Raw genomic sequence first — 26,871 nt, 5'->3', positions numbered from 1 at the left:
ATGATGTAGGCAGAATTAGGGAGATGTTGTCCTCAACATCGCTGCACCTATGTTTTTTCTGACTTACAAGCTCCCGATTCTATAAGAGGGAGTCGTTGACCAGATTCCTCCTATTAAACATCCCTATTATACTATACTTTAGGGGCCGATGGAACTTTGAGAAGGTGTCAAAAAAACATGTGAAATTTTTATGCAAAATACTTGCATAATTTTTCTGCCTGATGTATACTATCAAGCGTAGACAGAATAAAACTTATCATCCATCGCAATCGTTCATTCGATAGAGGAGGAAATTATCATGAGCAATACGAAAAAAGAGATTAAAAAAATTGTCCTTGCTTATTCCGGCGGACTCGATACATCGGTCATTATTCCCTGGTTAAAGGAAAACTACCCCGGTGCCGAAGTCATTGCAGCCTGTGCCGATGTTGGCCAGCCTGACGACTTTGAAGCCATTGAAAAGAAAGCCTATGCTTCCGGTGCTTCTAAAGTGTACGTCATGGATATCAAGAAGGAATTTATGGAAGAATACGTTTGGCCGACGGTAAAAGCCGGTGCCGTTTATGAAGGGAAATACCTCCTCGGCACGTCCTTTGCCCGTCCCCTCATTTCTAAAAAACTCGTAGAAGTCGCTAAAAAAGAAGGGGCTGAAGCCATTGCTCACGGCGCTACCGGCAAGGGCAATGACCAGGTCCGTTTTGAATTGACGGTTAAAGCCTTGGCTCCGGAAATGACGCTGATCGCTCCGTGGCGGATGTGGGACCTCAAATCTCGTGAAGATGAACTGGCTTATGCTGAAGCACACAACGTCCCCATCGACTATAAATCGGAAGAAAATCCCTATCCCTACAGCATGGACTGGAATATCTGGCATTTGAGCCATGAAGGCGATGACCTCGAAGATCCGGCCAATGCTCCGAAAGACATGGTCTACATGGTCACCAAGACGCCGGAACAGGCTCCGGACGCTCCGGAATACGTCACCATCGACTTTGAAAAAGGGATTCCCGTCGCCGTCAATGGTTCCAAATATGACGCCGTTACCTTGATTACGGTCCTCAATGAAATCGGTGCCCGCAACGGCGTCGGCATCGTCGACATCGTTGAAAATCGTTTGGTCGGCATGAAGAGCCGCGGTATTTATGAAAACCCGGGCGGTGCCATCCTGATGTATGCTCATCGGGAATTGGAATACCTCACCCTCGACCGCGATACCTTCCATTATAAAGAAACGGCAGCCAACAAGTTTGCCGAACTCGTCTATGACGGCAAATGGTTCTCGCCGCTTCGCGAAGCCCTTTCGGCTTTCGTCGATGAAACGCAGCAGACCGTTACCGGTCAGGTTATTTTAAAACTCTACAAGGGCAATATCATCAGTGCCGGTTCGACGTCGCCTTATTCCTTATACAATGAAGAATTCGTCACCTTTGGCGAAGACGATGTCTATGACCAGACCGATGCGGAAGGGTTCATCAACCTCTTTGGATTGCCCCTCAAGATGCGGGCCCTGATGAAGCAGCACGCTGAAAAACAGGGTAAATAATAAGGAGCGAAGGATATGAAGTTATGGGGCGGCCGGTTCACTAAGGCCACAGATAAAAGTGTAGAAGCCTTCAATGCATCCATCCAGTTTGACTGCCGGATGTACGCCGAAGATATTTGCGGCAGCATTGCCCACGCGACGATGCTGGCCAAAGAAGGCATCATTTCGGAAGAAGACAAGGACGCTATCGTAAAAGGCTTGAAGGCTATTTTCCAGCAGATTGAAGACGGGAAGTTTGACTTTTCCGTCGAGCTCGAAGATATCCACATGAATATTGAAAAGCGGCTTACCGATGCCATTGGCGAAGCGGGGAAACGCCTTCATACGGGCCGGAGCCGCAACGACCAGGTGGCCCTCGATACGCACCTCTATATTCGTCGGGAAATCGCCGCCATTGCCGACCTCTTGGTCAAACTCCAAGAGTCGCTGGTCAAGGCTGCTGAAAAGTACAGCGACGTCATCATGCCCGGCTATACCCATCTGCAGCGGGCGCAGCCGATTCTCTTCAGCCACCATCTCATGGCCTATTTCTCCATGCTGTCCCGCGACTTCATTCACTTGAAATATGCCTGGGAGATGGCCGATATGATGCCCCTTGGCGCCGGCGCTCTGGCCGGTACGACCTATCCTCTCGACCAGCCTTTTGTCGCCGAAACGCTCCAGTTTGGGGAACTCTATGACAACAGCCTCGATGCCGTCAGCGACCGGGACTATATCATTGCCTTCCTGGAATTTGCAGCGGTCCTGATGATGCACCTCAGCCGCCTGTCGGAAGAATTCATCCTCTGGTCGAGCTCGGAATTTAAGTTCATCGAACTCGACGATTCCCACTGCACGGGTTCGTCCATCATGCCGCAGAAGAAGAATCCTGATATCTGCGAACTCGTCCGCGGCAAGACGGGCCGTTTTTACGGCCACCTCATGGGCGTTTTGACGATGATGAAGGGCATTCCCATGGCCTATGACAAGGACATGCAGGAAGATAAGGAAGGCGTCTTCGATGCCATCGACAATTTGAAGTTTGCTCTGACCATCTACGCCGCCATGATCGATAAAATGACCGTCAACGGCGATCACATGCGGGAAGTGCTGGAAAGCGACTTCTCCAACGCCACTGACATGGCCGACTACTTGGCCAAAAAGGGACTTCCTTTCCGCGAAGCCCATGCCGTCGTCGGAAAAGCCGTCCATTACTGCATCGAACAGGGAAAGGTATTACAGCAGTTATCGCTGTCAGAGCTCCAGGCCATGAGCCCGCTCTTCGCCGAAGATATCCATCATTACTTGGATATCGAAACGTGCGTCAAACAGCGTAACACATATAACGGCACGTCGCCAACGTCCGTTGCGCGTCAATGCAAAGCCGGCCGCGATACGATTGCCGGCGAACAGACCCAAATCGGAACCTGGGACGATGTCGTCTCCTCTGTCTATGAACTACTGAAGTAACGCGATTGAAGCAAAAAGGAGTTGTCTTTAAAGGCAGCTCCTTTTTGTTTGGATAAGGCCGCTAGGTGAACAATTACTTGTCATAGGGCCGCTTGATAAGGTATAATAAAAAAGCATGAAAAAAATTATAAAAAAAATTACGAAAAATTTATTTATCTTATTCGTAACCAGAAAGGAGGGGCCTGCCTATGTCACCGACAGCACAAACGACACTGGCTCATGACGTTTCATTCAACGGGATCGGCCTGCACGCTGCCAATGAAGTTCATATGGTACTGCGCCCGGCTCCGGCTGATACAGGTATTGTTTTTATTCGGACCGATTTGCCGGAAAAACCGTCTGTACAAGCCCATCTGACGAATGTAACCAATACGATGCGGGCGACAACCCTTGAAAAGGGGAGCGCCAAGGTCTTTACCGTAGAACACCTGCTGTCAGCCCTTTATGGAATGGAAATCGACAACTGCTTTGTCGAAATGGATTCCGTCGAACCGCCCGTTGCCGACGGCAGCAGTCTGACTTTTGTCAAGCTCATTGAAGAAGCGGGCGTCCATGAACTCGATGTGCCGCGCCGGCCGCTGGTCATACAAAAACAGCATCTCATCCAGGACGGAGATAAGTTCATCGCCCTCGTACCGCATGACGGCTTCCGCATCACCTTTACCTCGATCAATCCACACCCCATGCTGGGCGTGCAGTTTTTTGACTCGATGATCACCAAGTCCTCGTACATCAATGAGGTTTCTTTTGCCAGGACCATCGCCTTTACGGAAGAATTGGAAATGCTGAAGAAACTGGGCCTTGGTAAGGGCGGTACGATTGAAAACGTCGTCGTTTATGATAAGACGTCGTGCTTGTCCGTGCCGCGTTCGGATGATGAATTGGTCCGCCATAAGGTCCTCGACATCATCGGTGACTTGTCCCTCTTGAACCGACCGATACAAGGGCATGTCATTGCCGTTAAATCGAGCCACACCTTGAATAACCAGCTGACCCACCAGATTTTTGAAGAACTACAGTGAGCTAAGGAGGAATTCTCATGACTTTGGAAGTAACTGATATTATGGAAATTTTGCCGCATCGCTATCCCATGCTGCTTATTGACCGGATCATTGAATTGGAACCGATGAAATATGCCATCGGCATCAAGAATGCGACCTTTAATGAGCAATTTTTTCAAGGCCACTTTCCGGGCAAACCGGTTATGCCGGGCGTCCTCATTGCCGAAGCCATGGCCCAGGTTGGCGGCATCGCCCTCTTGTACCCTGAAGAAAACCGCGGTCTCATCCCCTTCTTTACGGGCATCGATAAGATCCGCTTCCGCCATCCCGTCATCCCCGGTGATCAATTGGTCATGCGGGCTGACATCGAAAAGGTAAAGGGCCGCATGGGTAAGGTCAAAGCCCAGTGCCACGTCGGTGATACCCTCTGTGCTGAAGGCGAATACCTCTTTGCCCTCATGCCGGGACAGAACCCGAAAAAGTAATCGATAAAATTGACTTTATGTTGAATAGTGAGCTAAATGGGCGCATTTATTAGCATAAAGGGGAATATTGCAGGAAATGGCTTGATTTTGCCGGGCGAAAGAAATCGTCTCTCCTGCGACTGTATACGTAGATATTTATGAAATTAAGCGACTGTCCCCTTGGGGCAGGGAAGCGAGGAGTGACTTTAATGACCGAGGAAACGAATAACATGCGCCAGAGCATGATACATCCGACGGCTGTTATAGACCCGCAGGCTAAAATCGGGGCCGGTGTTAAAATCGGACCGTACGCCGTTATCGGGCCTCACGTCACCATTGGTGACGGAACAGAAATCATGGCCCACGTTACGATTGACGGCTGGACGACGATTGGTAAGGACTGCCGGTTTTTCCCGAGCTGTTCCATCGGCTCGGAGCCGCAGGATTTAAAATATCACGGTGAAAAGAGCTTTCTTATCATCGGCGACCGCTCGGTTTTCCGGGAATTCGTCACGGTCAGTACGGCAACGGGTGAAGGGGAAGAAACGCGAATCGGCAATGATTGCCTATTCCAGGCCTGTACCCATGTAGCCCATAACTGTGTCGTCGGCAACCATGTCATCATGAGTAACTGTGCCGGTCTTGCCGGTCACGTTACCGTCGAAGACCGGGTCGTCATCGGCGGCATTGCCGGCGTCCATCAGTTTGTCAAGATTGGCCGCAACAGCATGATCGGCGGCCTGGCCAAGGTCGTACAGGATATTCCTCCCTTTGTCATCGCCGATGGTCAGCCTGCACGCTGCATCGGCCTGAACAGCGTCGGCCTTTCGCGGGCCGGTGTACCGGAAGATGTCCGTCGGGAATTGAAAAAAGCATTCCGCATCTTGTACCGTTCGGGACTCAATTTGCGCCAGGCTATTTTTGAAATGGAACAGGAACTGGATAGTTCTGAAGAAGTAGAACATTTTCTCCGCTTCCTTCGCAATGCCGATCGCGGTATTTGCCGAGGAACAAAGGATTAGGCAGCAGCCAGTGAGTAAAAGGGGTGTCGCACCTGCGATAGCCCTTTTTTTACTGACAAGGGACCTGTTTTTTTGTATAATATAGAGATAAATATTTCTCTTTATGAATAAGGATGATTGCTATGGAAAAAGTTGGACTCTTGGCCGGTATCGGTAAACTTCCTGTCGAGTTTATGCGGGCTGCAAAGCACCTGGGATACGAAGTCGTCGTCATCGCCGTCGTCGGGGATGTCGAACCGGAACTGGCAGCAGAAGCCGATGTATACTACGATATCAACGTCGCAAAACTGGATAAAGTCATTAAGACCCTCAAAAAGAATGACGTCTCGAAAGTTACCATGATCGGGAAAGTCACCAAGGAAATTCTCTTTAAGGGACTGAAATTCCCCGATTGGCGGGCCATTAAACTGCTGGCAAAACTGCATAACCGCAAGGACGATACGATCATGCTGGCCATCGTCGATGAACTCGCCAAAGACGGCCTTGAAGTCGTCGACCAGACCTTATACCTGAAAGACCTCATGCCGGAAATCGGCGTCTTGTCGCGCCGCAAGCCGACGGAAGGGGAAGAAGACGATATCCGCTTCGGCTTCGTCACGGCTAAGGCCATGGGCGGCATGGACATCGGACAGACCGTCGTCGTCAAGCATAAAGCCGTCATGGCTGTCGAAGCCATCGAAGGCACCGACGCCTGCATTCGCCGCGGCGGAGCTCTCGGCCGTGAAAAATCGGTCGTCGTCAAAGTGGCCAAACCCAATCAAGACCCGCGTTTTGATGTGCCGGCCGTCGGCAGGCAGACGATTATGTCCATGATTGAAAGTAACTGCAACGTCCTTGCCATGGAAGCCGGACGGACCCTCTTTGTCGAACAAGACGAAGTCCTGCGCCTGGCTGACAGCCACGGCATCGTTATCTGTGCTGTTGATAAAAACTTTTGACGGGAGATCCTATGAAGATTATGTTTTCTGCCGGTGAAGCGTCAGGCGACCTCCACGGCGCCAATTTGGCACGAGCTTTGAAACAACTTGCGCCGGATATCGAACTGCTCGGCATGGGCGGTGAACGGATGAAAGACGCCGGCGTCGATATCGTCTATGATATCGCCAATCTGGGGGTCATCGGCATCGGCGAGATTATCCGCAAGATTCCTTTTTTCTTTCGCCTTCGCGATTTTCTGGTCGATACGATGAAAAAAGAACAGCCCGACGTCCTCCTTTGCATCGACTATCCGGGCTTTAATATGCGCCTCATTAAGGCTGCGAAAGCCGCCGGCATTCCTGTCATCTATTACATCCTGCCGACCATTTGGGCCTGGCATAAGAGCCGCGGAAAGACGATTGCAAAATATACCGATTTGGCCATCTCCCTCTTTCCCTTTGAAGCCAAGCTCTATGAAGACCTCGGTACGAATGTCCTCTATACAGGGCACCCGCTCTTGGACAGCGTCCATCCGAGCCTGAGCCGTCATGACGCTTTTCAAAAGTTTGGCCTGGATGAAGAAAAAAAGACGGTCCTGCTCATGCCCGGGAGCCGTGTCCAGGAAGTAAAGAGCCTGTTGCCGTGCATGCTGGAAGCGGCAGAAAAACTCAGCCGCGACCACGGAGATATGCAGTTTCTCGTCCCGCGAGCGACGACGATCGATAGAGCGATGCTCGATGATATCATCGAAGCTTCCGGCGTCCCGGTTACCGTCGGGGAAGGCAATGTCTACGACATGATGAACATCAGTACAGCAGCCATTGCCGCCTCGGGGACGGCGACCCTTGAAACGACCCTCATGGGCCTTCCGACGCTCCTCGTCTACCGCGTCAATCGCCTGACCTATTGGCTTTCCAAAGTTTTAGTACATATTGAAAGTATCGGCCTGCCCAACATCATCATGGGACGCAGGGTTATTCCCGAATTGTGGCAGGATGACGTGACGCCCGATAATATCACCGATGCCGTCCTTCCCATGCTGGACGACGGGCCGCGCCGCACGGAGCTCTGTGAGGGCCTTTCCGCCGTGCGCCGTACGATGGGAGAATCGGGGGCTGTCATGCGTACAGCCAAAGCTGTCTTAACTTTTGCAAGAGAAAGAGGTATTCATGAAGCAGTACAATAGTTGGCAAGGTTATAAACGATTATTAACTTTCATAAAACCCTATAAGACACGGCTCGTTTTCGCCGTCATCTGTATGGCCCTGTCCGGGGCGAGCAACGTCGTCGTCCCCTGGCTGATCAAGGACGTCATCGATAAGGTATTGGCCAATAAAGATATTTATACCCTGAACCTCATCGTCGTCGGCATCCTGATCCTGTTTTTGCTGCGCGGGTTCTTCTACTTTGGCGAACGCTATCTCATGAGTTTCGTCGGTCAGAAAATTGTCAACGATATCCGCGAAAAACTGTATCGCCATTTACAGACCCTGTCCTTGTCTTATTACGATAAGCACAAGACGGGCAACATCATGAGTAACCTGACCAATGACGTCACGGCGCTCCAGACGGCCATTGCCGGCAACCTCATTTCTTTCGTCCAGGAAGCGGTCATCCTCGTCGGCTCCCTGGTATCGATGATTTTCCTTTACTGGAAACTGACCCTTCTGACCCTGGTCATCGTGCCTTTAGTCGTCTTTACGATTAATTTCTTCGGCTCCCGCCTGCGCCGGGCCGGTCACGACGTCCAGGGCAAGATGGCCGATATCACGTCCCTTCTTGAAGAAGCCATTTCCGGTATCCGCATCATTCGCTCCTTTAACCGCGAAGATTTTGAAATCCGTCGCTTCATCCTTCAGAATGACCGCAATTTCTGGGCCCTGATGAATACGACGCGGCTGACGTCTTTATTGACGCCGTTCATTCAGTTCTTTGCGGCCATCGCCGTTACCGGCATCATCTGGTACGGCGGCATGAGCGTCATCAATGGGGAAATGACGGCCGGCGCCTTGATCGCCTTCCTGATCTACGCCATTAACCTGGCCAACCCCGTTCGCCGCATCAGTGAAATTTACGGCGATATCCAAAAATCCCTGGCCGCTGCCGATCGCGTCTTTGAAACGATCGATACCGTTCCCGATGTCAAGGAAAAAGAAGGTGCCATGGTCCTGCCCCAGGTAAAAGGGGAAGTGACCTTCGATAACGTTTCCTTTGCCTACGATAAAGAACACCCGGCTTTGACCGATTTCAACCTCGAAGTCCGTCCCGGGGAAGTCGTCGCCCTCGTCGGCCCCAGTGGTGCCGGCAAGTCGACGGTGGCCAACCTGATGCCTCGCTTTTATGACGTTACGGCAGGGCGGCTCTTGATTGACGGCATCGACGTACGGGATGTCACCTTTTCCTCCCTTCGTCAGCAGATCGGCCTCGTGCCCCAGGAAACGATGCTCTTTAACGCCAGCGTTCGCGAAAACATCCTCTACGGCCGCCTCGACGCGACGGATGATGAAGTCGTCGCTGCGGCTAAGGCTGCCAATGCCCATGAATTTATCATGAGACTGCCCGGCGGTTACGAGGCCCTCGTCGGCGACCGGGGCAACTCCTTGTCCGGCGGTCAGCGGCAGCGCATTGCCATCGCCAGAGCTATTCTTAAAAATCCCCGCATCCTCATCCTCGATGAAGCGACGTCGGCCCTCGATACGGAAAGTGAAAAGATCGTTCAGGCTGCCCTGGACCGACTCATGGAAGGCCGGACGGCCGTCGTCATCGCCCATCGCCTGAGCACCGTCCGCAACGCCGACAACATCGTCGTCATCGATCACGGTCATATTGTCGAAACGGGGACCCATGCCGAATTATTGGCCAAAGAAGGCCTCTATGCACACCTCTATGCTGTTCAATTTAACGATAAGAAAGAAGCTTCAGAAGGTTGAGCGTGATGAAAAATCTAAAATCGCATCCGATGTACTGGCTGTATAACATCCTCCTTCTCATCTATTGGGCGACCCTCATTCCCATGTTGATCTACCGCTTGATCCATGAAGAAGGGTTCTATCAGCGCATCAAACAGAGCATCGGTTTTTTGCCGGAAGAACTAAAAGAAAAAATATCGAACCGTCATGCTATTTGGGTCCACGCCGCCTCGGTCGGTGAAATCGTCGCGGCCAGCCCCATTGTGCGTGAAATGCGAAAAAATCACCCCGATGAAGTCATCATCGTGTCGGTCGTTACGGCGACGGGATTCCGCATGGCCCATCAGATCATTAAAGGGGCCGACGGTATCCTCTACTTTCCTTTGGATCTGCCGTATTTTACCAACCGCATCCTGACCATCGTCAATCCCCAGGCTATCGTCTTGGTCGAAACGGAAATCTGGCCGAACTTTTTGCGCATTGCCGCTGATAAACACATTCCGGTCATGATGATGAACGGCCGCATCAGTCAGCGCAGTGCCGTTCGCTACCGCCTGATTACCTTCTTTACGCGCCGCGTCTTGTCGACGATTCGCATGTTCTGCATGCAGAGCTATATCGATGCCCAGTACATCATCGATATCGGCGCCGATCCCAATAAGGTCATCGTCACGGGCAACACCAAGTACGATCAGACCTACGGCATCGTAACGGAAGAAGAAAAGAAGCGTTTTCTTCATGAACTGGGCTTTGATGAAGGCAGTCCCATCATGATTGCCGGCAGTACCCATCGGGGCGAGAACAGTCCGGTATACAAGGCCTTCGTCAAGATTCGCGACCATTTTCCCGAGGCCAAGTTGATTATTGCGCCGCGCTATATTTACCAGGCCGACCTCATCGTCGATGAAGGCATCAAGCATGGCGTGACCATGGTCAAGCGCAGTGACATGATGGCAGGGAAGGCTATTCGTTCCGCCTATGATGGCGTCATCCTCGATACCATCGGTGAATTGGGACGGGTCTACAGCCTCGGTGACTTGATTTTCGTCGGCGGCAGCCTGGCTCATATCGGCGGCCATAACATCCTCGAACCGGCAGCTCACGGGAAACCGATCGTCGTCGGCCCGAATATGTTTAACTTTGTCGAAATTTTCGAACTCCTCAGTCGCCACGGCGCCTGCGTTATGGTGAATAACGAAGACGAATTCATCGAAACCTGCCTCGATATCCTGGTCAACCCCGATCGGGCTGAAGCGATGAAGCGAAATTGTATTGCCGTCGTCCAGGAAAACCAGGGGGCGACGCGCAAGAATTTAGATAAACTGCAGGAAATGTTGGAATCGATTCAGGCCGGGAGGTGAGCCTATGTCCTTGAGAACGGCAGGAACCGCTTACTTTCACTATTTGACAGGAAATAAAGAACATCACTGGTGGGACTGGCCGGCCCTGCTCCTGTTGAGCGGTGCCTCTTGGATTTATCGAAAGGCCGTCATCATGAAGTACCGTTCCTTTGCCGATCACCAAGAGCGGCAGGAACGGCTCCCGGCCGTCGTCATCAGTTTAGGCAATATTACCGTCGGCGGGACGGGGAAGACGCCCATGGCCTGTATGCTGGCCAAAGAACTTTCCGCCAGAGGCTGGCGCGTGGCACTCCTCAATCGAGGCTATCACTCGAAACGGGAAAAGAGCGGCGCTTCGGTCATGTCCGACGGCCGCATGGTACTCCTTACGGCTGAAGAAGGGGGCGACGAAGCGAGCCTCATGGCCAGAAGCCTCATGGGCATTCCCGTCCTCGTCGGTCGAGACCGGGCCGTCAGCGGCCGCATGGCCGTCGAAAAATTCGACGCCCAAGTTCTCATCCTCGATGACGGCTTCCAGCACTGGCAGCTTTATCGCGATGTCGACGTCGTCCTCGTCGATGGCACCAATCCCTTCGGAAATGGTCACGTCCTGCCGCGAGGCATCCTGCGTGAGCCATTGGAACATCTTTCCCGGGCCGATATCTTCATCATTACCAAGGTGGACCAAATAACCCAGGAAGCTGTTTCCCAGATTCGGGAGGATCTTCGTCGATACAATGCATCGGCGCCGGTCGCCTTATCGGTCCATAAACCCTCGGCGGTCCTTCCCTTTTTGAACTGGGACCAAGGCCTTCATCCGGAAGATGCCATACCAGCGGGCCTTATGGAGCGCCCCGTGCTGGCCGTATCGGCGCTTGGCAATCCGGCTTCTTTTGAAGAAACCCTGCGGGGGGCCGGGTTTACCGTAGCCGGTGTCCTTCGCTATGAAGACCATCACCATTACGGGCCTTCGGATATCCGGCGCATGGCCGACCTGGCTGCCGAAAAGCAGTGCATCCTGGTGACGACGGAAAAAGACGCCGTAAAACTGCCGGCCGACCTTGTAAAAGAATACAACCTTCCCTTGTACGTCTTGGCCATTACCCTTGAAATCGTAGAAGGGCAAGAACAAATAGATGCCGTCTTGCAATCTGTATTGGAGGATAAACTATGAATTTTGTATGCATCATTCCCTCGCGCTACGCGTCGACGCGCCTGCCCGGGAAGCCCTTATGTGATATTGCCGGCAAACCGATGGTACAACGCGTGTATGAACAGGCGTCCAAGGCCTCGAAACTGACGGCTGTCGTCGTCGCCGTCGACAATCCCAAGGTCTATGATACGGTCGTTTCTTTTGGCGGCCGGGCTGTCATGACCCGGGAAGACCATACCAATGGGACCGACCGTTTAGCCGAGGCTGTGGCTCATTTTCCCGATGCCGATGTCATCATCAACGTCCAGGGCGATGAACCGCTCATTGCGCCGGATGTCATCGACGACTTGTGCCATGCTTTTGAAGACGATCCCAGCCTCTCCATGGCTACCGTTGCAGCACCGCTGGCCGAAGAAGAATATCAGGAACCGAGTGCCGTAAAGGTCGTCCTCAATCAGCGCGATGAAGCCATGTATTTTTCACGGTCCCTCATTCCGTATCCTCGTCATACCTTTGAAGAGGGCGGTATCGTGCCGTATAAACACATCGGCATTTACGCCTACCGGCGGGACTTTCTTCTGGCCTATGCTGCCATGGAACCGACGCCGGCAGAAAAAGTTGAGTCCCTCGAACAGTTGCGAGTTCTTGAAAATGGTTATAAGATAAAAGTGATAAAAACGCATCATCAATTCATCGGCATCGATACTCCGGATGACCTCGCACGCATCCGCCGTTATTTTGCTGAATCTGCTCATAAAGGGGAATAGACTATGGAAACAGTGAAACAAATTCATGTTGGCAATATGCTCGTCGGCGGCAATGGCAATCTGTTTGTCATGGCCGGTCCGTGTGTTATCGAAGATCCGGAACGGACGCTTAATATCGGCCGGAAAATGAAAGAGATTTGTGAACGCTTGGGGCTGCCCTATATCTTTAAAGCCTCTTTTGATAAAGCGAACCGCTCGTCGTACACGTCGTACCGCGGCCCGGGCCTCAAAGAAGGCCTGCGTATTTTAAGCGACATCAAAAAGGAACTCCAAGTGCCGGTCATCAGTGACATTCATGAAGTCAGCCAGGTGGAAGCGGCTGCAGAAGTCCTCGATGTCATGCAGATTCCGGCTTTCTTGTGCCGGCAGACCGATCTCGTCGAAGCGGCTGCTGCGACGGGAAAATGCGTCAACGTGAAAAAAGGCCAGTTCATGGCCCCGGACGATATGAAGAATGTCGTCGATAAAATTGTCCATACGGGCAATGAAAACATCATGCTCACCGAACGAGGCGTCAGCCTGGGCTATCATAACCTGGTCGTCGACATGCGCTCCTTCCCGATTATGCGCAGCCTCGGTTATCCCGTCGTCTTTGATGCGACTCACAGCGTCCAGCTGCCGGGTGGTGCCGGCACCAAATCGTCGGGCCAGCGCCAGTTCATCGGAAACCTTGCCCGCGCCGCTGCCGGTTCCGGTATTGACGGCGTTTTCATGGAAGTCCATGACAACCCGGCCGAAGCGCTCAGCGACGGACCGAATATGCTGTATTTATCGCAGGTCGAAGGCGTCCTTCGCGATATGGTCGCCATTCGGGACATTGCCAAAAACAGCGTAAGCACGGAAATGTGAGGGGAGTCGATATGATGGATATTTTAGAAGAAGCAAGAGACGTGCTCCATCAGGAAGCACAGGGGATTGAAAAATTAATTCCGACGTTGGATCAGAACTTTGTCAATGCCGTAAACCTCATCCTTCAGTCCGGCGGTCGGGTCATCGTGACCGGCATGGGGAAATCCGGTCACATTGCCCGCAAAGTAGCGGCTACCTTGTCGAGTACGGGGACGCCGTCGATTTTCCTCCATCCTGCCGAAGGGATTCACGGCGATTTGGGCATGGTCACGGCCGACGATATCGTCCTGGCTTTTTCAAACAGCGGTGAAACCGTTGAAATCCTCAATACCCTGCCGTCGCTCAAGCGCATTGGGGCTAAACTCATCGCCGTCGTCGGCAACCACAATTCGACACTGGCCAAACACGCCGACATCATCCTCGATGCCTCCGTCGAAAAAGAAGCCTGCCCCTTAGGGCTCGCTCCGACGACGAGTACGACCGTTTCACTGGCCCTCGGCGATGCTTTGGCTGTCGTTCTCCTTACGCAACACCACTTTACGAAAGAACAATTCGGTATCTTCCATCCCGGCGGTGCCCTTGGCAAAAAACTGCTGCTCACCGTCGACGATGTCATGCATAAAGGCGAGGATAATCCGGTCGTCACCGAAGACAGCAGCGTTCAGGACGCCTTGTTCCTCATGACCGAAAAAGGTCTCGGTGCCGTTTCCGTCATCGATGAAGGCGGAAAACTGATCGGCCTCGTTACCGACGGCGACGTCCGCCGCGGTCTTGAAACGGGCTCTAATTTCCTGCAGTGGCCGGTAGATGCCATGATGACCAAAAACCCGCGGGTCATCGTCAACCATAAACTGGCGACAGAAGCCTTGCACATCATGGAAAAGAATCAGCCGCGGCCGATTACGGTCCTGCCCGTCGTCGATGAAGCACAGAAGGTCGTCGGCATGGTCCACATTACGGATTTACTGCGGCAGGGAGTGGTCTGATGGGCTTTTTGACACACGTTAAAATGCTGGCCCTCGATGTCGACGGCGTCTTAACCGACGGGATTATCTACTACAGCCCGTCGGGCGACGCCATGAAAGGCTTTTCAGCCCGTGACGGCATGGGGATTTCCCTGGTCCGGGCAGCGGGCCTCAAGACAGCCCTGGTTACGGGCCGCCGCTCGCCGATGGTCGAACAGCGGGCCAAAGATTTGCATATCGATTACGTCCTGCAGGATTGCTCACATAAACTTCGTTCGATGCAGCAATTATGCAGTGAAATCGGTCTTTCCCTCGATGAAGTGGCTTACATGGGAGATGACCTGAATGACGTTGAACTCATTGCCAATGCCGGTTTTGGTGCCGCCCCCCTCGATGCCTGTGAAGAAGCACGAAACTCGGCCGCTTTTGTTTCTGCCTATCCCGGCGGCCATGGAGCCCTTCGGGAGTTTGCCGAATATATTTTAAAAAGTCAACACGTTTGGGATGACGTCCTGCGCCAATATCTGGGGGATTCGGCATTTACGTTGCGCCAATAAGAAAGGAGAGTCTGTACTGTGGGGAAGGAATGGCAGTACCACGTTGCTCGCGGATTTGGGAAATTTCTCTGTTGTCTTCCGTATCCGCTCATCATTTCTTTGGGCCGTACACTCGGTCCTTTCGTAGGGAAACTTATGAAAAAGCAGCGCGAACGCGGTATTTTCCAAATTCAGCGCGGACTGGAATGCAGCCGGCCGGAAGCGGAAGCCATCATGACCGAAGTCTTTCGCAATCTGGGTCAATCGCTGATGGAAATTCTTTATACACCGCGGCTGAATCCTGACAATATTCGCCAATACGTTACGCTCGACCACCCGGAACGACTCGATGAAGCGATGAAAGAGGACAAAGGGGTCATCGTCCTTACGGCGCATATGGGTAACTGGGAATGGCTCGGTGCCCTGGCCATGTATGGCTATCCGGCGTCGACGATTGTCAAAAACCAGGCCAATAGTGCCGTTACCCGACTGCTCAATGAAAATCGGGAAGGCATGGGCCTTGAAGTCTTTGCCCGCGGCGGCAATGAAATGATCATCGCAGCCCGTGCCTTGAAGCGCAAGAAGCTCCTCGGCTTTTTGGCCGACCAGGACGGCGGCTTTTACGGTGTGCCCCAGCCCTTTTTGGGCAAGATGAGCTCGACGCCGAAGGGACCGGCCATGTTCGCTCAAAAATTTCATTCACCCATCATTCCGGTCTTTACCATCCATGATGAAAACCACCGCACCCATCTGGCGATCGGGGAAATCATGCATTATGAAGACACGGGCGATAAAGAAGCCGATATTGCCCGCATGACCCGGAAGATGGCGGTCATTACGGAAAATTTCATCAAAGAACATCCGACCGAATGGTTGTGGTTCCAGCACCGCTGGAGTACAGAACCGGAAGAAATCATTGCATTACAACAGAAACCGGAGGCGCATATCGATGATCGTCGAGAAGCTGAAAAAGAATAAACTTTCCTTGATTGCCGTCATCGCCGTCGTCGGCTTTGCTGTCATGCTTTACGTCTTCATGAATCCCAATACGTCGGAAGACACGATGGTAAGTCCGGATAAGCTGGTCGAATTCGAAGGTTCGGAACTCGAAGAAAAACAGGAAGGCAAACTCGTTTGGAGACTGACGGCCGATAAGATTCAAATCGATCCGGATACACAGATCATGTACTTCACCAATCCCAAAGCCCTGGTCGTCGCTGAAGACGGGACGCAGATGACCATTACCTCCGATAAGGGCATCGTCGACCGTGAAAAGCGGACCATCGAAATCAAGCAGCCGGTTAAGGCTGAGACCGATAAGGGCGATACGTTGCAGACTGACGGCAGTGTGTATTATAATATGGATACGCGTATGATTAAGGGCGGCAAGGTTGTCATGGAACGCCATGACAATACGACGCTGAAAGCCGATGCTTTTGAAACCGACAGCAGCCTGACCAAGGTCTTGCTGACCGGCCATGCGCAAGTGACAAGGGGAGAATAATTATGATGGAATTATTGGCAAGAAAATTGGCAGTTGCTGCCCTCATCGGGTCCCTGATCCTTCCGTCTGCCGGGGTCATCGCCGCCGATAACAACGGCAATTCTGCCGTATCGGTCACGGCCGACAAACTCGAATACAACGGTAAAACCCAGGTCGCCACGGCTACGGGCAACGTCGTCATCGTCCGCGATCAGGCGACGATGACCGGGAATAAAGGCGTTTACAACTTAAAGACGTCTGAAGCTGACATGGAAGGCAACGTTGCCGTCCAGCAGCCGAATATGCAGCTCAATTCGGATAAAATGCATTCGACGAACCGCAATTATATCGTAGCCACGGGCAACGTCCACGGTGTCTATGAAGATAAAAAAGTTCGCGGCGATAAGGTAGAATACTACCTCGATAAAGATTACAGCATCGTCACCGGCAACGGCTATCTTGAAGCCCAGGGCTCGCAGATGTGGGCCGACCATATCGATGCCTGGTTTAAGCAGATCAAGGCCGTCGGTACGGGCAACGTCCACGTCGAATCGCCGTCAGACAATCTCGTCGCCTATGCCAACCAGGCTGTCTACACCCAGACGCCGGGACAAAATGACGGCGTCGTCCACCTCCGTGGGAACGTCAATGCGACACAGAACGGCAATTCCTTAAACGGGGATAGTGTCGATATTCAGCTTGCCGATAATTCTGTTCAGACTCGCAGCCGCTCAACCATCGTCATCGTGCCGGGCAACGAGTAAGGGGTATCCATGTTCATTCAGACTAAAGATCTCGTAAAATCGTATAAAGAAAGAAATGCCGTTGACGGCGTCAGTATCCGCGTCGACCAGGGTGAAATCGTCGGCCTCCTCGGCCCCAATGGGGCGGGGAAGACGACGACCTTCTACATGATCGTCGGCATTGAACGGCCGTCGGCCGGTGAAATCACCATCGATGGCAATGATATTACCAAGCTTCCCATTCACCAGCGGGCGGCCCACGGCATCGGCTATCTGCCTCAGGAAGCGTCTATCTTCCGCAAGCTGACCGTAGAGGACAATCTCTTGGCCCTGCTGGAAACGACGAAGCTCAGCAAAAAGCAGCAGCACGAGAAGGCCGAAGCCTTGATGGAAGAGTTTTCCATCACCCAGCTGCGGGACCGATTGGGCATCCAGTTGTCCGGCGGGGAACGGCGCCGCGTCGAAATTGCCCGCTGTCTGGTGACCGACCCGGCTTTCATTCTCCTCGATGAACCCTTTGCCGGCATCGACCCCTTGGCTGTCAACGACATCCAAGGCATTATCAGCCATTTAAAACGGCGCGGCATGGGCGTCCTCATTACCGACCACAATGTCCGGGAAACGCTCAGCATCGTCGATAAAGCCTACATTTTGAGTGATGGGAAAATCCTCCTCGAAGGCAGTCCGGACTTCATCGCCAATGACCCGGTCGCCAAGAAATTCTACTTAGGCGAAGAATTCAGGATGTAACAGGGAGTATGGAATGCGAATATTAGACAAGTATATCTTAAAAGAATTTATCGGCCCCTTTCTGTTTGGCGTCTGCGCCTTTACGGCCGTTTTCATCGGCACGGGAACGCTGTACCGTATCGCCAACCTCATCAATCAGTACGGGGCCTCTCCTTGGGCGGCTTTTCGCGTCTTTGTCTTAGCCATACCCTCTATCGTCGTCATTACCTTTCCCATGTCGGTCCTTCTGGGATCGCTCATGGCCTTTGGCCGCCTGTCAAGCTCCAGTGAACTGATCGTCATGCGGGCCGGCGGTCAAAATTTTATCCGTCTGGCCATGCCAGTCTTCGTCGCGGCCTTATTTATTTCTCTCGGAGCGACGGCCTTCAATGAATACGTCGTACCGCGGGCCAATAATGCCTATAACCGGATCATCAATGAAGAAATAAAGCACAACGTCGCGCCGACGACCCAGGACCATATCATCATCAAAAATACGGATGGCTCCGATATTTCCAGCCTGATGTATGCCCGTCAGTACGACGCTACCTCGCGGGAATTGAAGGATATTACCGTCCAGGAATTTGAAAACGACCAGCTTATGCGCGTCGAACAGGCCGACCGCGCCGATTGGAACGGCCAGAAATGGATCATGCATGAAGGCACGATCTTTGACGTATCGACGGATGAACGGACGACGCGGTCTATGAAGTTCCAGAACCAGGCACTGCCGGTGACGCAGAAGCCCGATAAAATCGCGTCTTCTCAGAAAAAACCGGAAGAATTGACCATTCGTGAACTGCGCGAGCAAATCAAACTCCTCGACCAAAATTCCGTCGATACCAATAAGATGAAAGTCGAAATGTACAATCGCTTCGCCCTGCCCCTGGCCAGCCTCGTCTGTGCTGTCGTCGGCGCGCCCCTAGGCATGCAGAAGCAGCGTGGAAGCTCTTCCATTGGGTTCGGCATCAGTGTCGTCGTCATCTTTATCTATTACTCGATCATGACTCTTGGCAATGCCTTGGGGAATGGCGGTAAGATACCGGCTTATATCGCCGCCTTTTTGCCCGACATCATCTGTGGCATCGCCGGCGTCATCTTAGTCTATAAAAAATCGAAATAAGCAAAGGAACTGTCTAACCGGCAGTTCCTTTTTTTTGAGATTCAATATAAAATAGCATTCTAAAATCAGGGTGTCGATTGTGACCGAAGAAAGATAGGACCTCATCGGTTTTGGGATAATTGGAGCCTTTCTGACCCTTCACGCTTGCAGGAAGGCTCCTTTATAGTCTATAATATAATGAACTTAAATGATAAGAAAAGGTGGTGGCTTATGGAATACGGATGGATTATGCTGGTCGTTTTAGCCGTCATGGGCGGCATCATTGCCTATCTTGGCGATAAAATCGGCTCTCGGGTTGGCAAACAGAAAATTAAATTATTCGGACTTCGGCCGAAGTACACGTCGATCTTAGTCACCATCCTGACCGGCATCAGTATCGCCGCCATTACCTTAGGCGTCATGTCCATCCTTTCCGAAAACGTCCGCATCGCTTTATTTGGCATGCATCAGCTTCAGATGCAGAAAGCCCAGCTTGAAGCCCAGCGCAGCCAGCTCATGCAGCAGGCCGTTGAACTCGGCAAGGAGCTCGATGATAAGAATGAACTGATTGCGTCCAATGAAGAACTGCTTAAACAGCAGCAGGAACAGCTCGACGGGAAAAATGAAGAAATCCGCGCTACCCAGATGGACCTCCAGCAGGCCCAACTGGCTCGCGACGATAAAGCTCGTCAGCTGACGGTCATTCAAGTCGCCATGGACGAAGCGAAAAAGCAGCGTGACTCGGCCCTGGCCGACAGTGAAAAGGCCCGTCAGGACGTAGCTATGCTGGAAGAAACGAAGAATAAAATGATGGAAACCATCGATGGCCTCGACCAGCGCATTAAGCTGCTCAACGCGACGATGACCAATATCCGTGAAGGTACGGTCGTCTTCCGCGTCGGCGAAGTCCTCTCGAGCAACGTCCTTCGCGGCGGTCTGTCCATTGAACAGACGCGGGAAGAATTGAGCCGGGCCATGAGTCAGACCAATACTATGATTGGCCGTCATCTCGGCGTTACCGATGAAAATACGATTTTGCTGTATATTTCACCGGAAGAATTCAATGCCACCGTCGATGCCCTACAAAAAGCCGGCAAGTCGCAAAAATTATTGCGCATCATTGCTGCCGGGAACATCATCCTCGGCGAACCGGCCCTGGTCCATGTTGAAATGTATGATAACCAATTGATTTATCATCGCGGCGACGTCGTCTTTGAAGAAGAGCTAACCGGCGAGGAACTGTCGGGCAACACGGAACTTCAGGTCATGCGTTTCCTGCATAATGTCAACCAGCAGGCTCAGGCTAAGGGCCTGTTGCCAGATCCCCTGACGGGTAACGTCGGCGCCTTGACGGCCTCGGAAATGTTCGATACCATCAATCGCATCAAGAGTCATACCGGGACCAGCGTTGTCCTTAAAGCCGTCGCCGAAACCGATACTTATACGGCTGGTCCGCTGCAGATTGACATCCGCGTCGAAGCCGGTAAGTAGGGGAGGAAGACCATGATTTTTGCCATTGACCCGGGCTCAGAAAAGACTGGGACCGCCGTTGTAAATGACGACGGCAGCCTGGTCACGAAAGCCATCGTGCCGACGCCGGACCTCCTTTCTTACGTAGAGGAGATCTATGGGAAGTACCCTTTTTCTCATATCGTCATGGGTGACGGGACGAACCATAAGCATCTGCAGCCTTTAGTCGAGCAGTGGATTGCCGATGGCCGCCGTGCCGTCACTTTTTCACTCATCGATGAAAAATTTACGACCGTTGAAGGCCGTAATCTCTATTTTCAGTGCACACCGCGCAAGGGGTGGCGGCGCTTCATCCCCTTGTCACTTCAATATCCGCCGGAACCGGTCGACGATTTTGTCGCCTGGATTATCGGCCGCCGCTATATTACGAAAAAACAGGGAGGTAATCTATGAAATATTTCTTACGCGCCTTAGGGCTTGCCTTCGGTGCCTTTATCTATACCATCGGGCTCGACGTATTCCTCGTTCCGAACCACGTCATTGACGGCGGTGTCGTCGGTATTGCCCTCATGGCTGCTGAAATCACGGGAATCAGCTTCAGTATTTTCATCATCGTATTGAACATTCCCTTTTTTATATTCGGGTATAAAAAGATCGGTGCTTTTTTCACCGTGTCATCCTTATTTTCTATTCTCTGTCTGTCCGTATGGAGTGATTTCCTTCACTATCCGCCGGTCACGTCAGATCCTTTTCTGTCGACCATTTACGGCGGCATCATCATCGGTCTCGGCGTCGGCCTCATCATTCGCTGGGGCGGATCCCTTGACGGTACGGAAGTGTTGGCCATCATCGCCGATCGGCAGATGCCTTTTTCCGTCGGCGAAATCATTATGTTCTTTAACCTCTTCATTTTAGGCAGTTCGGGCTTCGTCTTTTCCTGGGACAGTGCCATGTATTCCCTGGTCGCCTACTTCATTGCCTATAAGATGATCGACGTCGTTACGACCGGTCTCGATGAAATGAAGGGTATGCTCATCGTAACGGGAAAACACGACGCCGTTGCCCAGTGCCTCACTCAGGATATGGGCCGTGCCGTGACCCTCATCAACGGCGAAGGCGCCTATCGTCGGGAAAAGACGATGATCCTGTACTGCGTCGTATCGCGTCTTGAAATTACCAAGATCCGCGACGCCATTACGACCATCGACCCGGCCGCTTTCGTCTCCGTCTTCGATATCAGCGAGGCCCACGGAGGGCTTTTCAAGCGGAGAAAGAGCCACGGATAAGGGAAAAAAAGCTTGACATTATTGGCGAATCTGCTGTATTGACATAATTTGCATATTTGCTATTATATAAAATAATTGGGTTATGGACGTAACCTGACATGATGCAAACAATGAACGCTATCGGGAGGTATACAATGGCACAGTTAAATTTTAACATCGAAGATATTTGCGGCACCTTGTCTGAAAATAAAGACGGCTGGCGCAAAGAATTGACTTATATCAGCTGGAATAATCGGGCTCCTAAGTTCGATCTGCGCTCGTGGGATCCGGATTACCAGGCGATGACCAAGGGAATTACCATGACCAAGGAAGAGTTGGAAAAACTGCGTGACGTATTGAACGAAATGGATTTCGATAAATACTAAGGAGTGAGGAGTATGCTTTCGGCAATTCAACGAGAATGAATGGGATGAAAGCATACTTTTTTTATTTTCCTTGCCAAAATCGTCAAAACATTATATAATCTCTAGTTGTATGTGCTAATAATACTTGGTAATAATTTCAAGGGTGAATGACATGGTCCGTATAGCAAGAGATAAGCGACATGCTTTGTTACAGAAGCGAATTGAAGATAATCCTTTTATAAATGACGAAGAATTAGCTGAAGAACTTTCCGTCAGTGTAGCTACAATCCGCTTGGACCGAATGGCCTTGGGGATCCCTGAAATGCGCATCCGCATCCGCCAAAAGGCGGAGGAGGCGCAGCCCAAACTGCGAAATGCGACCGTCGTCGGCGAACTCGTAGACTGCATCATCGGAAAGAATGCCATTTCGATTATGACGGCTACGGATGATATGGTCGACGAAGCCCATATCGTGCGCTCCCAATGCCTGTATGCCCAGGCCAGCTCCTTGGCACGGACAGTGTTAAACCTTCCTGTCTGTATCACGGCAGTGGCCAATGTAAAATATAAACAGCCCGTCACCGTAGGCGATAAACTGATTGCCAAAGCTGACGTCATCCGCCAGCGCGACCAGAAATACTACGTATGGGTTACGATTCGGAAGATGAGAAAAGAAGTGTTCCGGGCGAAATTTATTATAGAATCTTTGGAATAATGGAGCGGTAGTATCATGAAAATAGCAGTAGATGCGATGGGCGGCGATTACGCACCGGAAGAAATTGTCCTCGGTGCCATCGAAGCCGTCAAAGCATATGATTACGATGTCGTCCTGGTCGGTGACGAAACGAAGATACGCCAGGTATTGACGACGTATGGGGCGAAAGAAAATGAACGCCTGTCGATCGTCCATGCCAGTGAAGTCATCGAAATGGGCGAGCATCCAGCTCAGGCCATTCGCCGCAAGAAAGACGCATCCATCGTCGTTGCTGCACGCTTGGTAAAAAACGGCGCATGTGATGCTGTCGTTGCCGCCGGCAGCACCGGGGCCGCTGTCACAGCTGCCCTTTTCGAACTGGGCCGCATCAAGGGGATTGAACGCCCTTGCATTGCGACGCCGATCCCTTCTAAAAAGGGGATTACCGTCCTCCTCGATTCCGGGGCTAACTCCAGCAGCAAGCCGAAACACTTGGTTGAAGGCGCCATCATGGGCTGCCATTACGCCAAATACATCCTCGGCATTGAAAAGCCGGCTGTCGGTCTCCTGAATATCGGGGAAGAAGCGTCGAAGGGCAATGAATTGTGTCAAAAAACCTATCCCATGTTGGAAAATTTGAAAACCATTACTTTCTACGGCAACGTAGAAGGCCGAGATATACCGAAAGGAACGGTCGACGTCGTCGTCTGTGACGGATTCATCGGCAATGTCATCTTGAAATTTGGAGAAGGCATGGCCATGTTCATCATCCGTCTCGTCCGCGACACGATCAAGCAGAGCGGCTTCATCGCTAAATTAGGGGCGCTTGCCATCTATCCGGCTTTGAAATCGCTCAAGAAGCGACTAGACTTTACCGAATACGGCGGAGCGCCACTACTTGGCGTCAACGGCAGCTTTATCATCTGCCACGGCAGCTCTAAGGCCAAGGCCATTAAAAACGCTGTCCGCGTGGCCGGCGAAATTGCAGAGCAAGACGTCATCGGCCATATTCGAAAAAGTATAGAGGAAGAAGAGGTAGAACAGTATGATAGTGAAAGCTAACGCAGCCGGTGTGCTGGGTACGGGCCATTATGTACCCGATAGAGTCGTTACCAATAAAGAATTGGAAAAGTATGTCGATACATCGGATGAATGGATTCAGAGCCGTACCGGCATCAAAACGCGTCACTTTGCCGAAGACGGAATGAATACGTCGGATATGTGCACCATCGCGGCGAAACAGGCTTTGGAAATGGCCAATCTGTCAGCTGAAGACCTGGATATGATTATCGTCTGCACCTTGACGCCGGACATGACCATCCCGTCAACGGCCTGCATCGTCCAGGATAATATCGGTGCCAAGAACGCCGCTGTCTTCGATTTGTATGCAGCCTGCTCGGGCTTTGCCTATGGCGCCATTACGGCGGCACAGTACATCGAAACGGGCATGTACCGCCACGTTTTGGTCATCGGGGCTGAAATCCTCAGCCGTTTCCTCGACATGACCGACCGCAATACGTGCGTCCTCTTCGGCGACGGCGCCGGAGCCGCTGTATTCGGTCCCGTACCGCAGGGCTACGGCATCCTCGGTGCTGACATGGGCGCCGACGGAAGCGGCGGCAAATACCTGAACATCCCGTCCAGCGGGGTCGCTATTTTGCCGACCGATGAAGCTCGGGCGAAACATGAAACGTACATCAAGATGGACGGCAAGGAAGTGTATAAATTTGCTGTCAAAGTCATGGGACGGACGGCGGAAAAAGCCTTGGAACGGGCCGGTCTCAGTTACGAAGACATCGACCTCATGGTTCCTCATCAGGCCAATACCCGCATCATTCAATCGGCAGCCAAACGGCTCCACCTTCCCATGGAAAAAGTCTTTGTCAATATCGATAAATACGCCAACACGTCCGGGGCATCCATTCCCATTGCCCTCGATGAAGCCTTGCGTCAAGGCCGCATGAAGCGCGACGACATCGTCGTTTTGGCTGGATTTGGCGCCGGACTGACGTGGGCCGGCTTAGTTATGAAATGGTATTAATTTTTTGTGAGAGGTGTGACTGATGATGAAGAAAGCCTTTGTTTTTCCCGGACAGGGTGCCCAAAAAGTGGGTATGGTCAAAGATTTATACGATGCCTACCCGGTCGTAAAACAGCTCTTTGAAGAAGCTGACGATGCCTTGGGTTTCTCGCTGACGAAACTTTGCTTTGAAGGTCCTGACGAAGAACTGATGAAGACCTATAATACACAGCCGGCCATCCTTACGGCCAGCACGGCATGCTGCCGCGTCCTGGCTCAGGAAGGCCTGACCCCGGACATCGCAGCCGGTCACAGCCTCGGTGAATATTCAGCTCTCGTCGCAGCCGGTTCCTTGACCTTTGCCGACGCTGTGCGGACCGTCCGCCTCCGCGGCCAGTTCATGCAGGAAGCCGTTCCCCTCGGAGAAGGCGGCATGGCGGCTATCCTCGGCTTAGACGAAGATAAGATCAAAGAAATCTGCGCCGACATTTCTAAGGCAGGCGGCGTCGTTCAGGCCGTCAACTTCAACTGCCCCGGCCAGATCGTCATTGCCGGCAGCACTAAAGCCGTTGAAGAAGCGGCAGACCGCATGAAGGCTGCTGGTGCGAAACGCGCCGTTCTCCTTCACGTCAGCGCTCCCTTCCACAGCACGCTCATGGAACCGGCGGCAAAACGCCTGGCCGAAGTCCTCGACGATATTACCATTTCCGATGCCAAGATTCCCGTCGTTGCCAATGTCAACGGCCAGATTGAAACGGCTGCAGCCGATATCAAGGCATCCCTTATCAAACAGGCGGCCAGCCCCGTCCTCTGGATCGACTGCACCAAGACCATGCTCGACTTTGGCGCGGAAAACTTCGTAGAAGTCGGTCCGGGTAAAACCCTTTGTGGTTTTAATCGGAAAATTGACCGCAAAATCCACAGTGAAAATGTAGAAGATATTCCTTCCTTAAAGAAAACGCTTGAATTTTTCCAGGAGGTTCGATAAAATGCAGTTAACAGGAAAAACAGCCATCGTTACCGGCGGCTCCCGCGGCATCGGCCGTGCGGCAGCGCTGACCCTTGCTGAAGCCGGTGCCGACGTCGCTGTCATCTATGCCGGCAATACCGCCGCTGCTGAAGAAACGGTCCGCCTTATCGAAGAAAAAGGGCGCAAAGGCCTTGCCATCCAGTGTGATGTGGCTGATGAAGCTGCCGTCACTGCTATGGTCAAAGACGTCAAGAAAGAATTGGGACGTATCGACATTTTAGTCAATAACGCAGGCATCACCCGTGACGGCCTGCTCATGATCATGAAAGAAGACGACTGGCAGGCCGTGCTTGACACCAATCTTACCGGCGCTTTCCACTGCACCAAGGCCGTTACCCGGCTGATGATGAAGCAGCGCAGCGGTTCGATTATCAACATTACGTCTGTCGTCGGTGAAACAGGCAATGCCGGCCAGGCCAACTATGCTGCGGCCAAAGCAGGCCTCATCGGTTTCACCAAATCGGTTGCCAAAGAACTGGCTTCGCGAAACATCCGCTGCAATGCCATTGCTCCGGGATGCATCGAAACGGACATGACGGCGGTCCTCGGCGAGGACACTGTCGATGCCATGATTAAAACGATTCCCATGGGCCGCGTGGCTCAGCCGGAAGAAGTGGCAAAAGCCGTGTTATTCCTTGCATCGGATGATGCCAGCTATATTACCGGCCAGACCTTGAATGTCGACGGCGGCATGGTAATGTAAAAAATCATACTCCACTGAAAGGGGGTGAATGGACATGAGCGAAGAAAATACTTTTGAAAAAGTAAAGAGCATTGTTGTTGAACAGTTAGGCGTTGACGAAAAAGAAGTCAAAATGGACGCTGCTTACATCGATGATTTAGGCGCTGATTCCTTGGACATCGTAGAACTGATCATGGCTTTCGAAGAAGAATTCAATATCGAAATCCCTGACGATGTTGCTGAAAAAATCAAAACTGTCAAAGATACAGTTGATTACATTGAAAAGGAAAAGAAAGCATAAGTTTGCAATAAGAGCCTGAAGGGGAAGGCCTGTGTGTCTTCCCCTCCTGGTATCTTGAATGGAGGAAAACA

At 52.1% G+C, this 26,871-nt stretch carries 29 protein-coding genes; all 29 read left to right on the top strand.

Annotated features, from left to right (window positions below):
• Nucleotides 1-298: 298 nt before the first annotated feature.
• Complete coding sequence (locus HMPREF3201_RS02880; protein ID WP_062411650.1) at nt 299-1,543, top strand: argininosuccinate synthase; 1,245 nt, start codon at nt 299-301, stop codon at nt 1,541-1,543.
• 15 nt (nt 1,544-1,558) lie between these two features.
• Nucleotides 1,559-2,992: an argininosuccinate lyase gene (gene argH, locus HMPREF3201_RS02875; RefSeq protein ID WP_062411649.1), complete on the top strand. Its 1,434-nt coding sequence runs from the start codon at nt 1,559-1,561 to the stop codon at nt 2,990-2,992.
• A 188-nt stretch (nt 2,993-3,180) separates the two neighbouring features.
• A complete protein-coding gene (gene lpxC, locus HMPREF3201_RS02870) occupies nt 3,181-4,014 on the top strand; it encodes a UDP-3-O-acyl-N-acetylglucosamine deacetylase (RefSeq protein WP_062411648.1) in 834 nt (277 codons plus the stop codon).
• Nucleotides 4,015-4,031: 17 nt separating this feature from the next.
• On the top strand, nt 4,032-4,478 hold the full coding sequence (fabZ, locus tag HMPREF3201_RS02865) for a 3-hydroxyacyl-ACP dehydratase FabZ (RefSeq protein ID WP_062411647.1): 447 nt from the start codon (nt 4,032-4,034) through the stop codon (nt 4,476-4,478).
• Nucleotides 4,479-4,666: 188 nt separating this feature from the next.
• Nucleotides 4,667-5,479, top strand: coding sequence for an acyl-ACP--UDP-N-acetylglucosamine O-acyltransferase (gene lpxA / locus HMPREF3201_RS02860; RefSeq protein WP_044504525.1), 813 nt, complete (start codon nt 4,667-4,669; stop codon nt 5,477-5,479).
• Nucleotides 5,480-5,601: 122 nt separating this feature from the next.
• Nucleotides 5,602-6,417 carry an LpxI family protein gene (locus HMPREF3201_RS02855; RefSeq protein ID WP_062411646.1) on the top strand — a complete coding sequence of 272 codons (816 nt, stop codon included), beginning with the start codon at nt 5,602-5,604 and terminating at the stop codon, nt 6,415-6,417.
• 11 nt (nt 6,418-6,428) lie between these two features.
• On the top strand, nt 6,429-7,583 hold the full coding sequence (gene lpxB, locus HMPREF3201_RS02850) for a lipid-A-disaccharide synthase (RefSeq protein WP_062411645.1): 1,155 nt from the start codon (nt 6,429-6,431) through the stop codon (nt 7,581-7,583).
• Nucleotides 7,567-9,327, top strand: a complete 1,761-nt coding sequence (gene msbA / locus HMPREF3201_RS02845) for a lipid A export permease/ATP-binding protein MsbA (protein WP_062411644.1) — start codon at nt 7,567-7,569, stop codon at nt 9,325-9,327. The genes lpxB and msbA overlap by 17 nt, the downstream gene beginning before the upstream one ends.
• Before the next feature lie 5 nt (nt 9,328-9,332).
• The gene (locus HMPREF3201_RS02840) at nt 9,333-10,667 is read left to right on the top strand and encodes a 3-deoxy-D-manno-octulosonic acid transferase (protein WP_062411643.1); all 1,335 of its coding nucleotides are present in this window, start codon (nt 9,333-9,335) and stop codon (nt 10,665-10,667) included.
• Between the two features lie 4 nt (nt 10,668-10,671).
• The gene (lpxK, locus tag HMPREF3201_RS02835; RefSeq protein ID WP_062411642.1) at nt 10,672-11,820 is read left to right on the top strand and encodes a tetraacyldisaccharide 4'-kinase; all 1,149 of its coding nucleotides are present in this window, start codon (nt 10,672-10,674) and stop codon (nt 11,818-11,820) included.
• On the top strand, nt 11,817-12,566 hold the full coding sequence (kdsB, locus tag HMPREF3201_RS02830; RefSeq protein ID WP_062411641.1) for a 3-deoxy-manno-octulosonate cytidylyltransferase: 750 nt from the start codon (nt 11,817-11,819) through the stop codon (nt 12,564-12,566). The genes lpxK and kdsB overlap by 4 nt, the downstream gene beginning before the upstream one ends.
• Nucleotides 12,567-12,569: 3 nt before the next feature.
• Complete coding sequence (gene kdsA, locus HMPREF3201_RS02825; RefSeq protein WP_062411640.1) at nt 12,570-13,415, top strand: 3-deoxy-8-phosphooctulonate synthase; 846 nt, start codon at nt 12,570-12,572, stop codon at nt 13,413-13,415.
• A 14-nt stretch (nt 13,416-13,429) separates the two neighbouring features.
• On the top strand, nt 13,430-14,401 hold the full coding sequence (locus HMPREF3201_RS02820; protein ID WP_062411651.1) for a KpsF/GutQ family sugar-phosphate isomerase: 972 nt from the start codon (nt 13,430-13,432) through the stop codon (nt 14,399-14,401).
• On the top strand, nt 14,401-14,937 hold the full coding sequence (locus HMPREF3201_RS02815; RefSeq protein ID WP_062411639.1) for a KdsC family phosphatase: 537 nt from the start codon (nt 14,401-14,403) through the stop codon (nt 14,935-14,937). The genes HMPREF3201_RS02820 and HMPREF3201_RS02815 overlap by 1 nt, the downstream gene beginning before the upstream one ends.
• 18 nt (nt 14,938-14,955) lie before the next feature.
• Nucleotides 14,956-15,894, top strand: coding sequence for a lysophospholipid acyltransferase family protein (locus HMPREF3201_RS02810; protein ID WP_062411638.1), 939 nt, complete (start codon nt 14,956-14,958; stop codon nt 15,892-15,894).
• On the top strand, nt 15,866-16,420 hold the full coding sequence (gene lptC / locus HMPREF3201_RS02805; RefSeq protein ID WP_062411637.1) for an LPS export ABC transporter periplasmic protein LptC: 555 nt from the start codon (nt 15,866-15,868) through the stop codon (nt 16,418-16,420). Before HMPREF3201_RS02810 ends, lptC begins: the two co-directional genes overlap by 29 nt.
• Nucleotides 16,421-16,422: 2 nt before the next feature.
• Nucleotides 16,423-17,163, top strand: a complete 741-nt coding sequence (locus HMPREF3201_RS02800; protein ID WP_062411636.1) for an LptA/OstA family protein — start codon at nt 16,423-16,425, stop codon at nt 17,161-17,163.
• A 9-nt stretch (nt 17,164-17,172) separates the two neighbouring features.
• Nucleotides 17,173-17,892, top strand: a complete 720-nt coding sequence (gene lptB, locus HMPREF3201_RS02795; RefSeq protein WP_062411635.1) for an LPS export ABC transporter ATP-binding protein — start codon at nt 17,173-17,175, stop codon at nt 17,890-17,892.
• A gap of 13 nt (nt 17,893-17,905) precedes the next feature.
• Nucleotides 17,906-18,994, top strand: a complete 1,089-nt coding sequence (gene lptG / locus HMPREF3201_RS02790) for an LPS export ABC transporter permease LptG (RefSeq protein ID WP_062411634.1) — start codon at nt 17,906-17,908, stop codon at nt 18,992-18,994.
• Nucleotides 18,995-19,204: 210 nt separating this feature from the next.
• Entirely contained in the window at nt 19,205-20,464 is a 1,260-nt protein-coding gene (locus HMPREF3201_RS02785; RefSeq protein ID WP_062411633.1) for a DUF3084 domain-containing protein, read from the top strand.
• Between the two features lie 12 nt (nt 20,465-20,476).
• Complete coding sequence (locus HMPREF3201_RS02780; RefSeq protein ID WP_062411632.1) at nt 20,477-20,896, top strand: RuvC family protein; 420 nt, start codon at nt 20,477-20,479, stop codon at nt 20,894-20,896.
• Complete coding sequence (locus tag HMPREF3201_RS02775; protein ID WP_062411631.1) at nt 20,893-21,729, top strand: YitT family protein; 837 nt, start codon at nt 20,893-20,895, stop codon at nt 21,727-21,729. Before HMPREF3201_RS02780 ends, HMPREF3201_RS02775 begins: the two co-directional genes overlap by 4 nt.
• A 134-nt stretch (nt 21,730-21,863) precedes the next feature.
• The gene (locus HMPREF3201_RS02770; protein WP_014015045.1) at nt 21,864-22,094 is read left to right on the top strand and encodes a YdbC family protein; all 231 of its coding nucleotides are present in this window, start codon (nt 21,864-21,866) and stop codon (nt 22,092-22,094) included.
• Nucleotides 22,095-22,245: 151 nt separating this feature from the next.
• Complete coding sequence (fapR, locus tag HMPREF3201_RS02765) at nt 22,246-22,788, top strand: transcription factor FapR (RefSeq protein ID WP_062411630.1); 543 nt, start codon at nt 22,246-22,248, stop codon at nt 22,786-22,788.
• A gap of 15 nt (nt 22,789-22,803) precedes the next feature.
• On the top strand, nt 22,804-23,829 hold the full coding sequence (gene plsX / locus HMPREF3201_RS02760) for a phosphate acyltransferase PlsX (protein ID WP_062411629.1): 1,026 nt from the start codon (nt 22,804-22,806) through the stop codon (nt 23,827-23,829).
• The gene (locus tag HMPREF3201_RS02755) at nt 23,813-24,808 is read left to right on the top strand and encodes a beta-ketoacyl-ACP synthase III (protein ID WP_062411628.1); all 996 of its coding nucleotides are present in this window, start codon (nt 23,813-23,815) and stop codon (nt 24,806-24,808) included. Before plsX ends, HMPREF3201_RS02755 begins: the two co-directional genes overlap by 17 nt.
• A gap of 25 nt (nt 24,809-24,833) precedes the next feature.
• A complete protein-coding gene (fabD, locus tag HMPREF3201_RS02750; RefSeq protein WP_172980536.1) occupies nt 24,834-25,775 on the top strand; it encodes an ACP S-malonyltransferase in 942 nt (313 codons plus the stop codon).
• A gap of 1 nt (nt 25,776) precedes the next feature.
• Nucleotides 25,777-26,520 (top strand): 3-oxoacyl-[acyl-carrier-protein] reductase, encoded by a 744-nt coding sequence (fabG, locus tag HMPREF3201_RS02745; RefSeq protein ID WP_062411626.1) that lies wholly within the window; start codon nt 25,777-25,779, stop codon nt 26,518-26,520.
• A gap of 34 nt (nt 26,521-26,554) precedes the next feature.
• On the top strand, nt 26,555-26,800 hold the full coding sequence (locus HMPREF3201_RS02740; protein ID WP_044504498.1) for an acyl carrier protein: 246 nt from the start codon (nt 26,555-26,557) through the stop codon (nt 26,798-26,800).
• Nucleotides 26,801-26,871 lie beyond the last annotated feature (71 nt).

The organism is Megasphaera sp. MJR8396C (assembly GCF_001546855.1).
Taxonomy (GTDB): domain Bacteria; phylum Bacillota; class Negativicutes; order Veillonellales; family Megasphaeraceae; genus Megasphaera.
This window is presented reverse-complemented; position numbering and strand designations above follow the sequence as displayed.

Bases quoted from the DNA above. Each gene is read 5' to 3' on its own strand.
- msbA (WP_062411644.1), top strand. From the start codon at position 7,567: ATGAAGCAGTACAATAGTTGGCAAGGTTATAAACGATTATTAACTTTC.
- kdsB (WP_062411641.1), top strand. From the start codon at position 11,817: ATGAATTTTGTATGCATCATTCCCTCGCGCTACGCGTCGACGCGCCTG.
- HMPREF3201_RS02780 (WP_062411632.1), top strand. From the start codon at position 20,477: ATGATTTTTGCCATTGACCCGGGCTCAGAAAAGACTGGGACCGCCGTT.
- HMPREF3201_RS02800 (WP_062411636.1), top strand. From the start codon at position 16,423: ATGATGGAATTATTGGCAAGAAAATTGGCAGTTGCTGCCCTCATCGGG.
- lpxA (WP_044504525.1), top strand. From the start codon at position 4,667: ATGACCGAGGAAACGAATAACATGCGCCAGAGCATGATACATCCGACG.
- lptC (WP_062411637.1), top strand. From the start codon at position 15,866: ATGATCGTCGAGAAGCTGAAAAAGAATAAACTTTCCTTGATTGCCGTC.
- HMPREF3201_RS02855 (WP_062411646.1), top strand. From the start codon at position 5,602: ATGGAAAAAGTTGGACTCTTGGCCGGTATCGGTAAACTTCCTGTCGAG.
- fapR (WP_062411630.1), top strand. From the start codon at position 22,246: ATGGTCCGTATAGCAAGAGATAAGCGACATGCTTTGTTACAGAAGCGA.
- lpxB (WP_062411645.1), top strand. From the start codon at position 6,429: ATGAAGATTATGTTTTCTGCCGGTGAAGCGTCAGGCGACCTCCACGGC.
- HMPREF3201_RS02820 (WP_062411651.1), top strand. From the start codon at position 13,430: ATGGATATTTTAGAAGAAGCAAGAGACGTGCTCCATCAGGAAGCACAG.
- HMPREF3201_RS02755 (WP_062411628.1), top strand. From the start codon at position 23,813: ATGATAGTGAAAGCTAACGCAGCCGGTGTGCTGGGTACGGGCCATTAT.
- HMPREF3201_RS02785 (WP_062411633.1), top strand. From the start codon at position 19,205: ATGGAATACGGATGGATTATGCTGGTCGTTTTAGCCGTCATGGGCGGC.
- lpxC (WP_062411648.1), top strand. From the start codon at position 3,181: ATGTCACCGACAGCACAAACGACACTGGCTCATGACGTTTCATTCAAC.
- HMPREF3201_RS02840 (WP_062411643.1), top strand. From the start codon at position 9,333: ATGAAAAATCTAAAATCGCATCCGATGTACTGGCTGTATAACATCCTC.
- kdsA (WP_062411640.1), top strand. From the start codon at position 12,570: ATGGAAACAGTGAAACAAATTCATGTTGGCAATATGCTCGTCGGCGGC.
- lptB (WP_062411635.1), top strand. From the start codon at position 17,173: ATGTTCATTCAGACTAAAGATCTCGTAAAATCGTATAAAGAAAGAAAT.
- argH (WP_062411649.1), top strand. From the start codon at position 1,559: ATGAAGTTATGGGGCGGCCGGTTCACTAAGGCCACAGATAAAAGTGTA.
- fabG (WP_062411626.1), top strand. From the start codon at position 25,777: ATGCAGTTAACAGGAAAAACAGCCATCGTTACCGGCGGCTCCCGCGGC.
- fabZ (WP_062411647.1), top strand. From the start codon at position 4,032: ATGACTTTGGAAGTAACTGATATTATGGAAATTTTGCCGCATCGCTAT.
- plsX (WP_062411629.1), top strand. From the start codon at position 22,804: ATGAAAATAGCAGTAGATGCGATGGGCGGCGATTACGCACCGGAAGAA.
- HMPREF3201_RS02770 (WP_014015045.1), top strand. From the start codon at position 21,864: ATGGCACAGTTAAATTTTAACATCGAAGATATTTGCGGCACCTTGTCT.
- HMPREF3201_RS02880 (WP_062411650.1), top strand. From the start codon at position 299: ATGAGCAATACGAAAAAAGAGATTAAAAAAATTGTCCTTGCTTATTCC.
- lpxK (WP_062411642.1), top strand. From the start codon at position 10,672: ATGTCCTTGAGAACGGCAGGAACCGCTTACTTTCACTATTTGACAGGA.
- HMPREF3201_RS02815 (WP_062411639.1), top strand. From the start codon at position 14,401: ATGGGCTTTTTGACACACGTTAAAATGCTGGCCCTCGATGTCGACGGC.
- HMPREF3201_RS02740 (WP_044504498.1), top strand. From the start codon at position 26,555: ATGAGCGAAGAAAATACTTTTGAAAAAGTAAAGAGCATTGTTGTTGAA.
- fabD (WP_172980536.1), top strand. From the start codon at position 24,834: ATGAAGAAAGCCTTTGTTTTTCCCGGACAGGGTGCCCAAAAAGTGGGT.
- lptG (WP_062411634.1), top strand. From the start codon at position 17,906: ATGCGAATATTAGACAAGTATATCTTAAAAGAATTTATCGGCCCCTTT.
- HMPREF3201_RS02775 (WP_062411631.1), top strand. From the start codon at position 20,893: ATGAAATATTTCTTACGCGCCTTAGGGCTTGCCTTCGGTGCCTTTATC.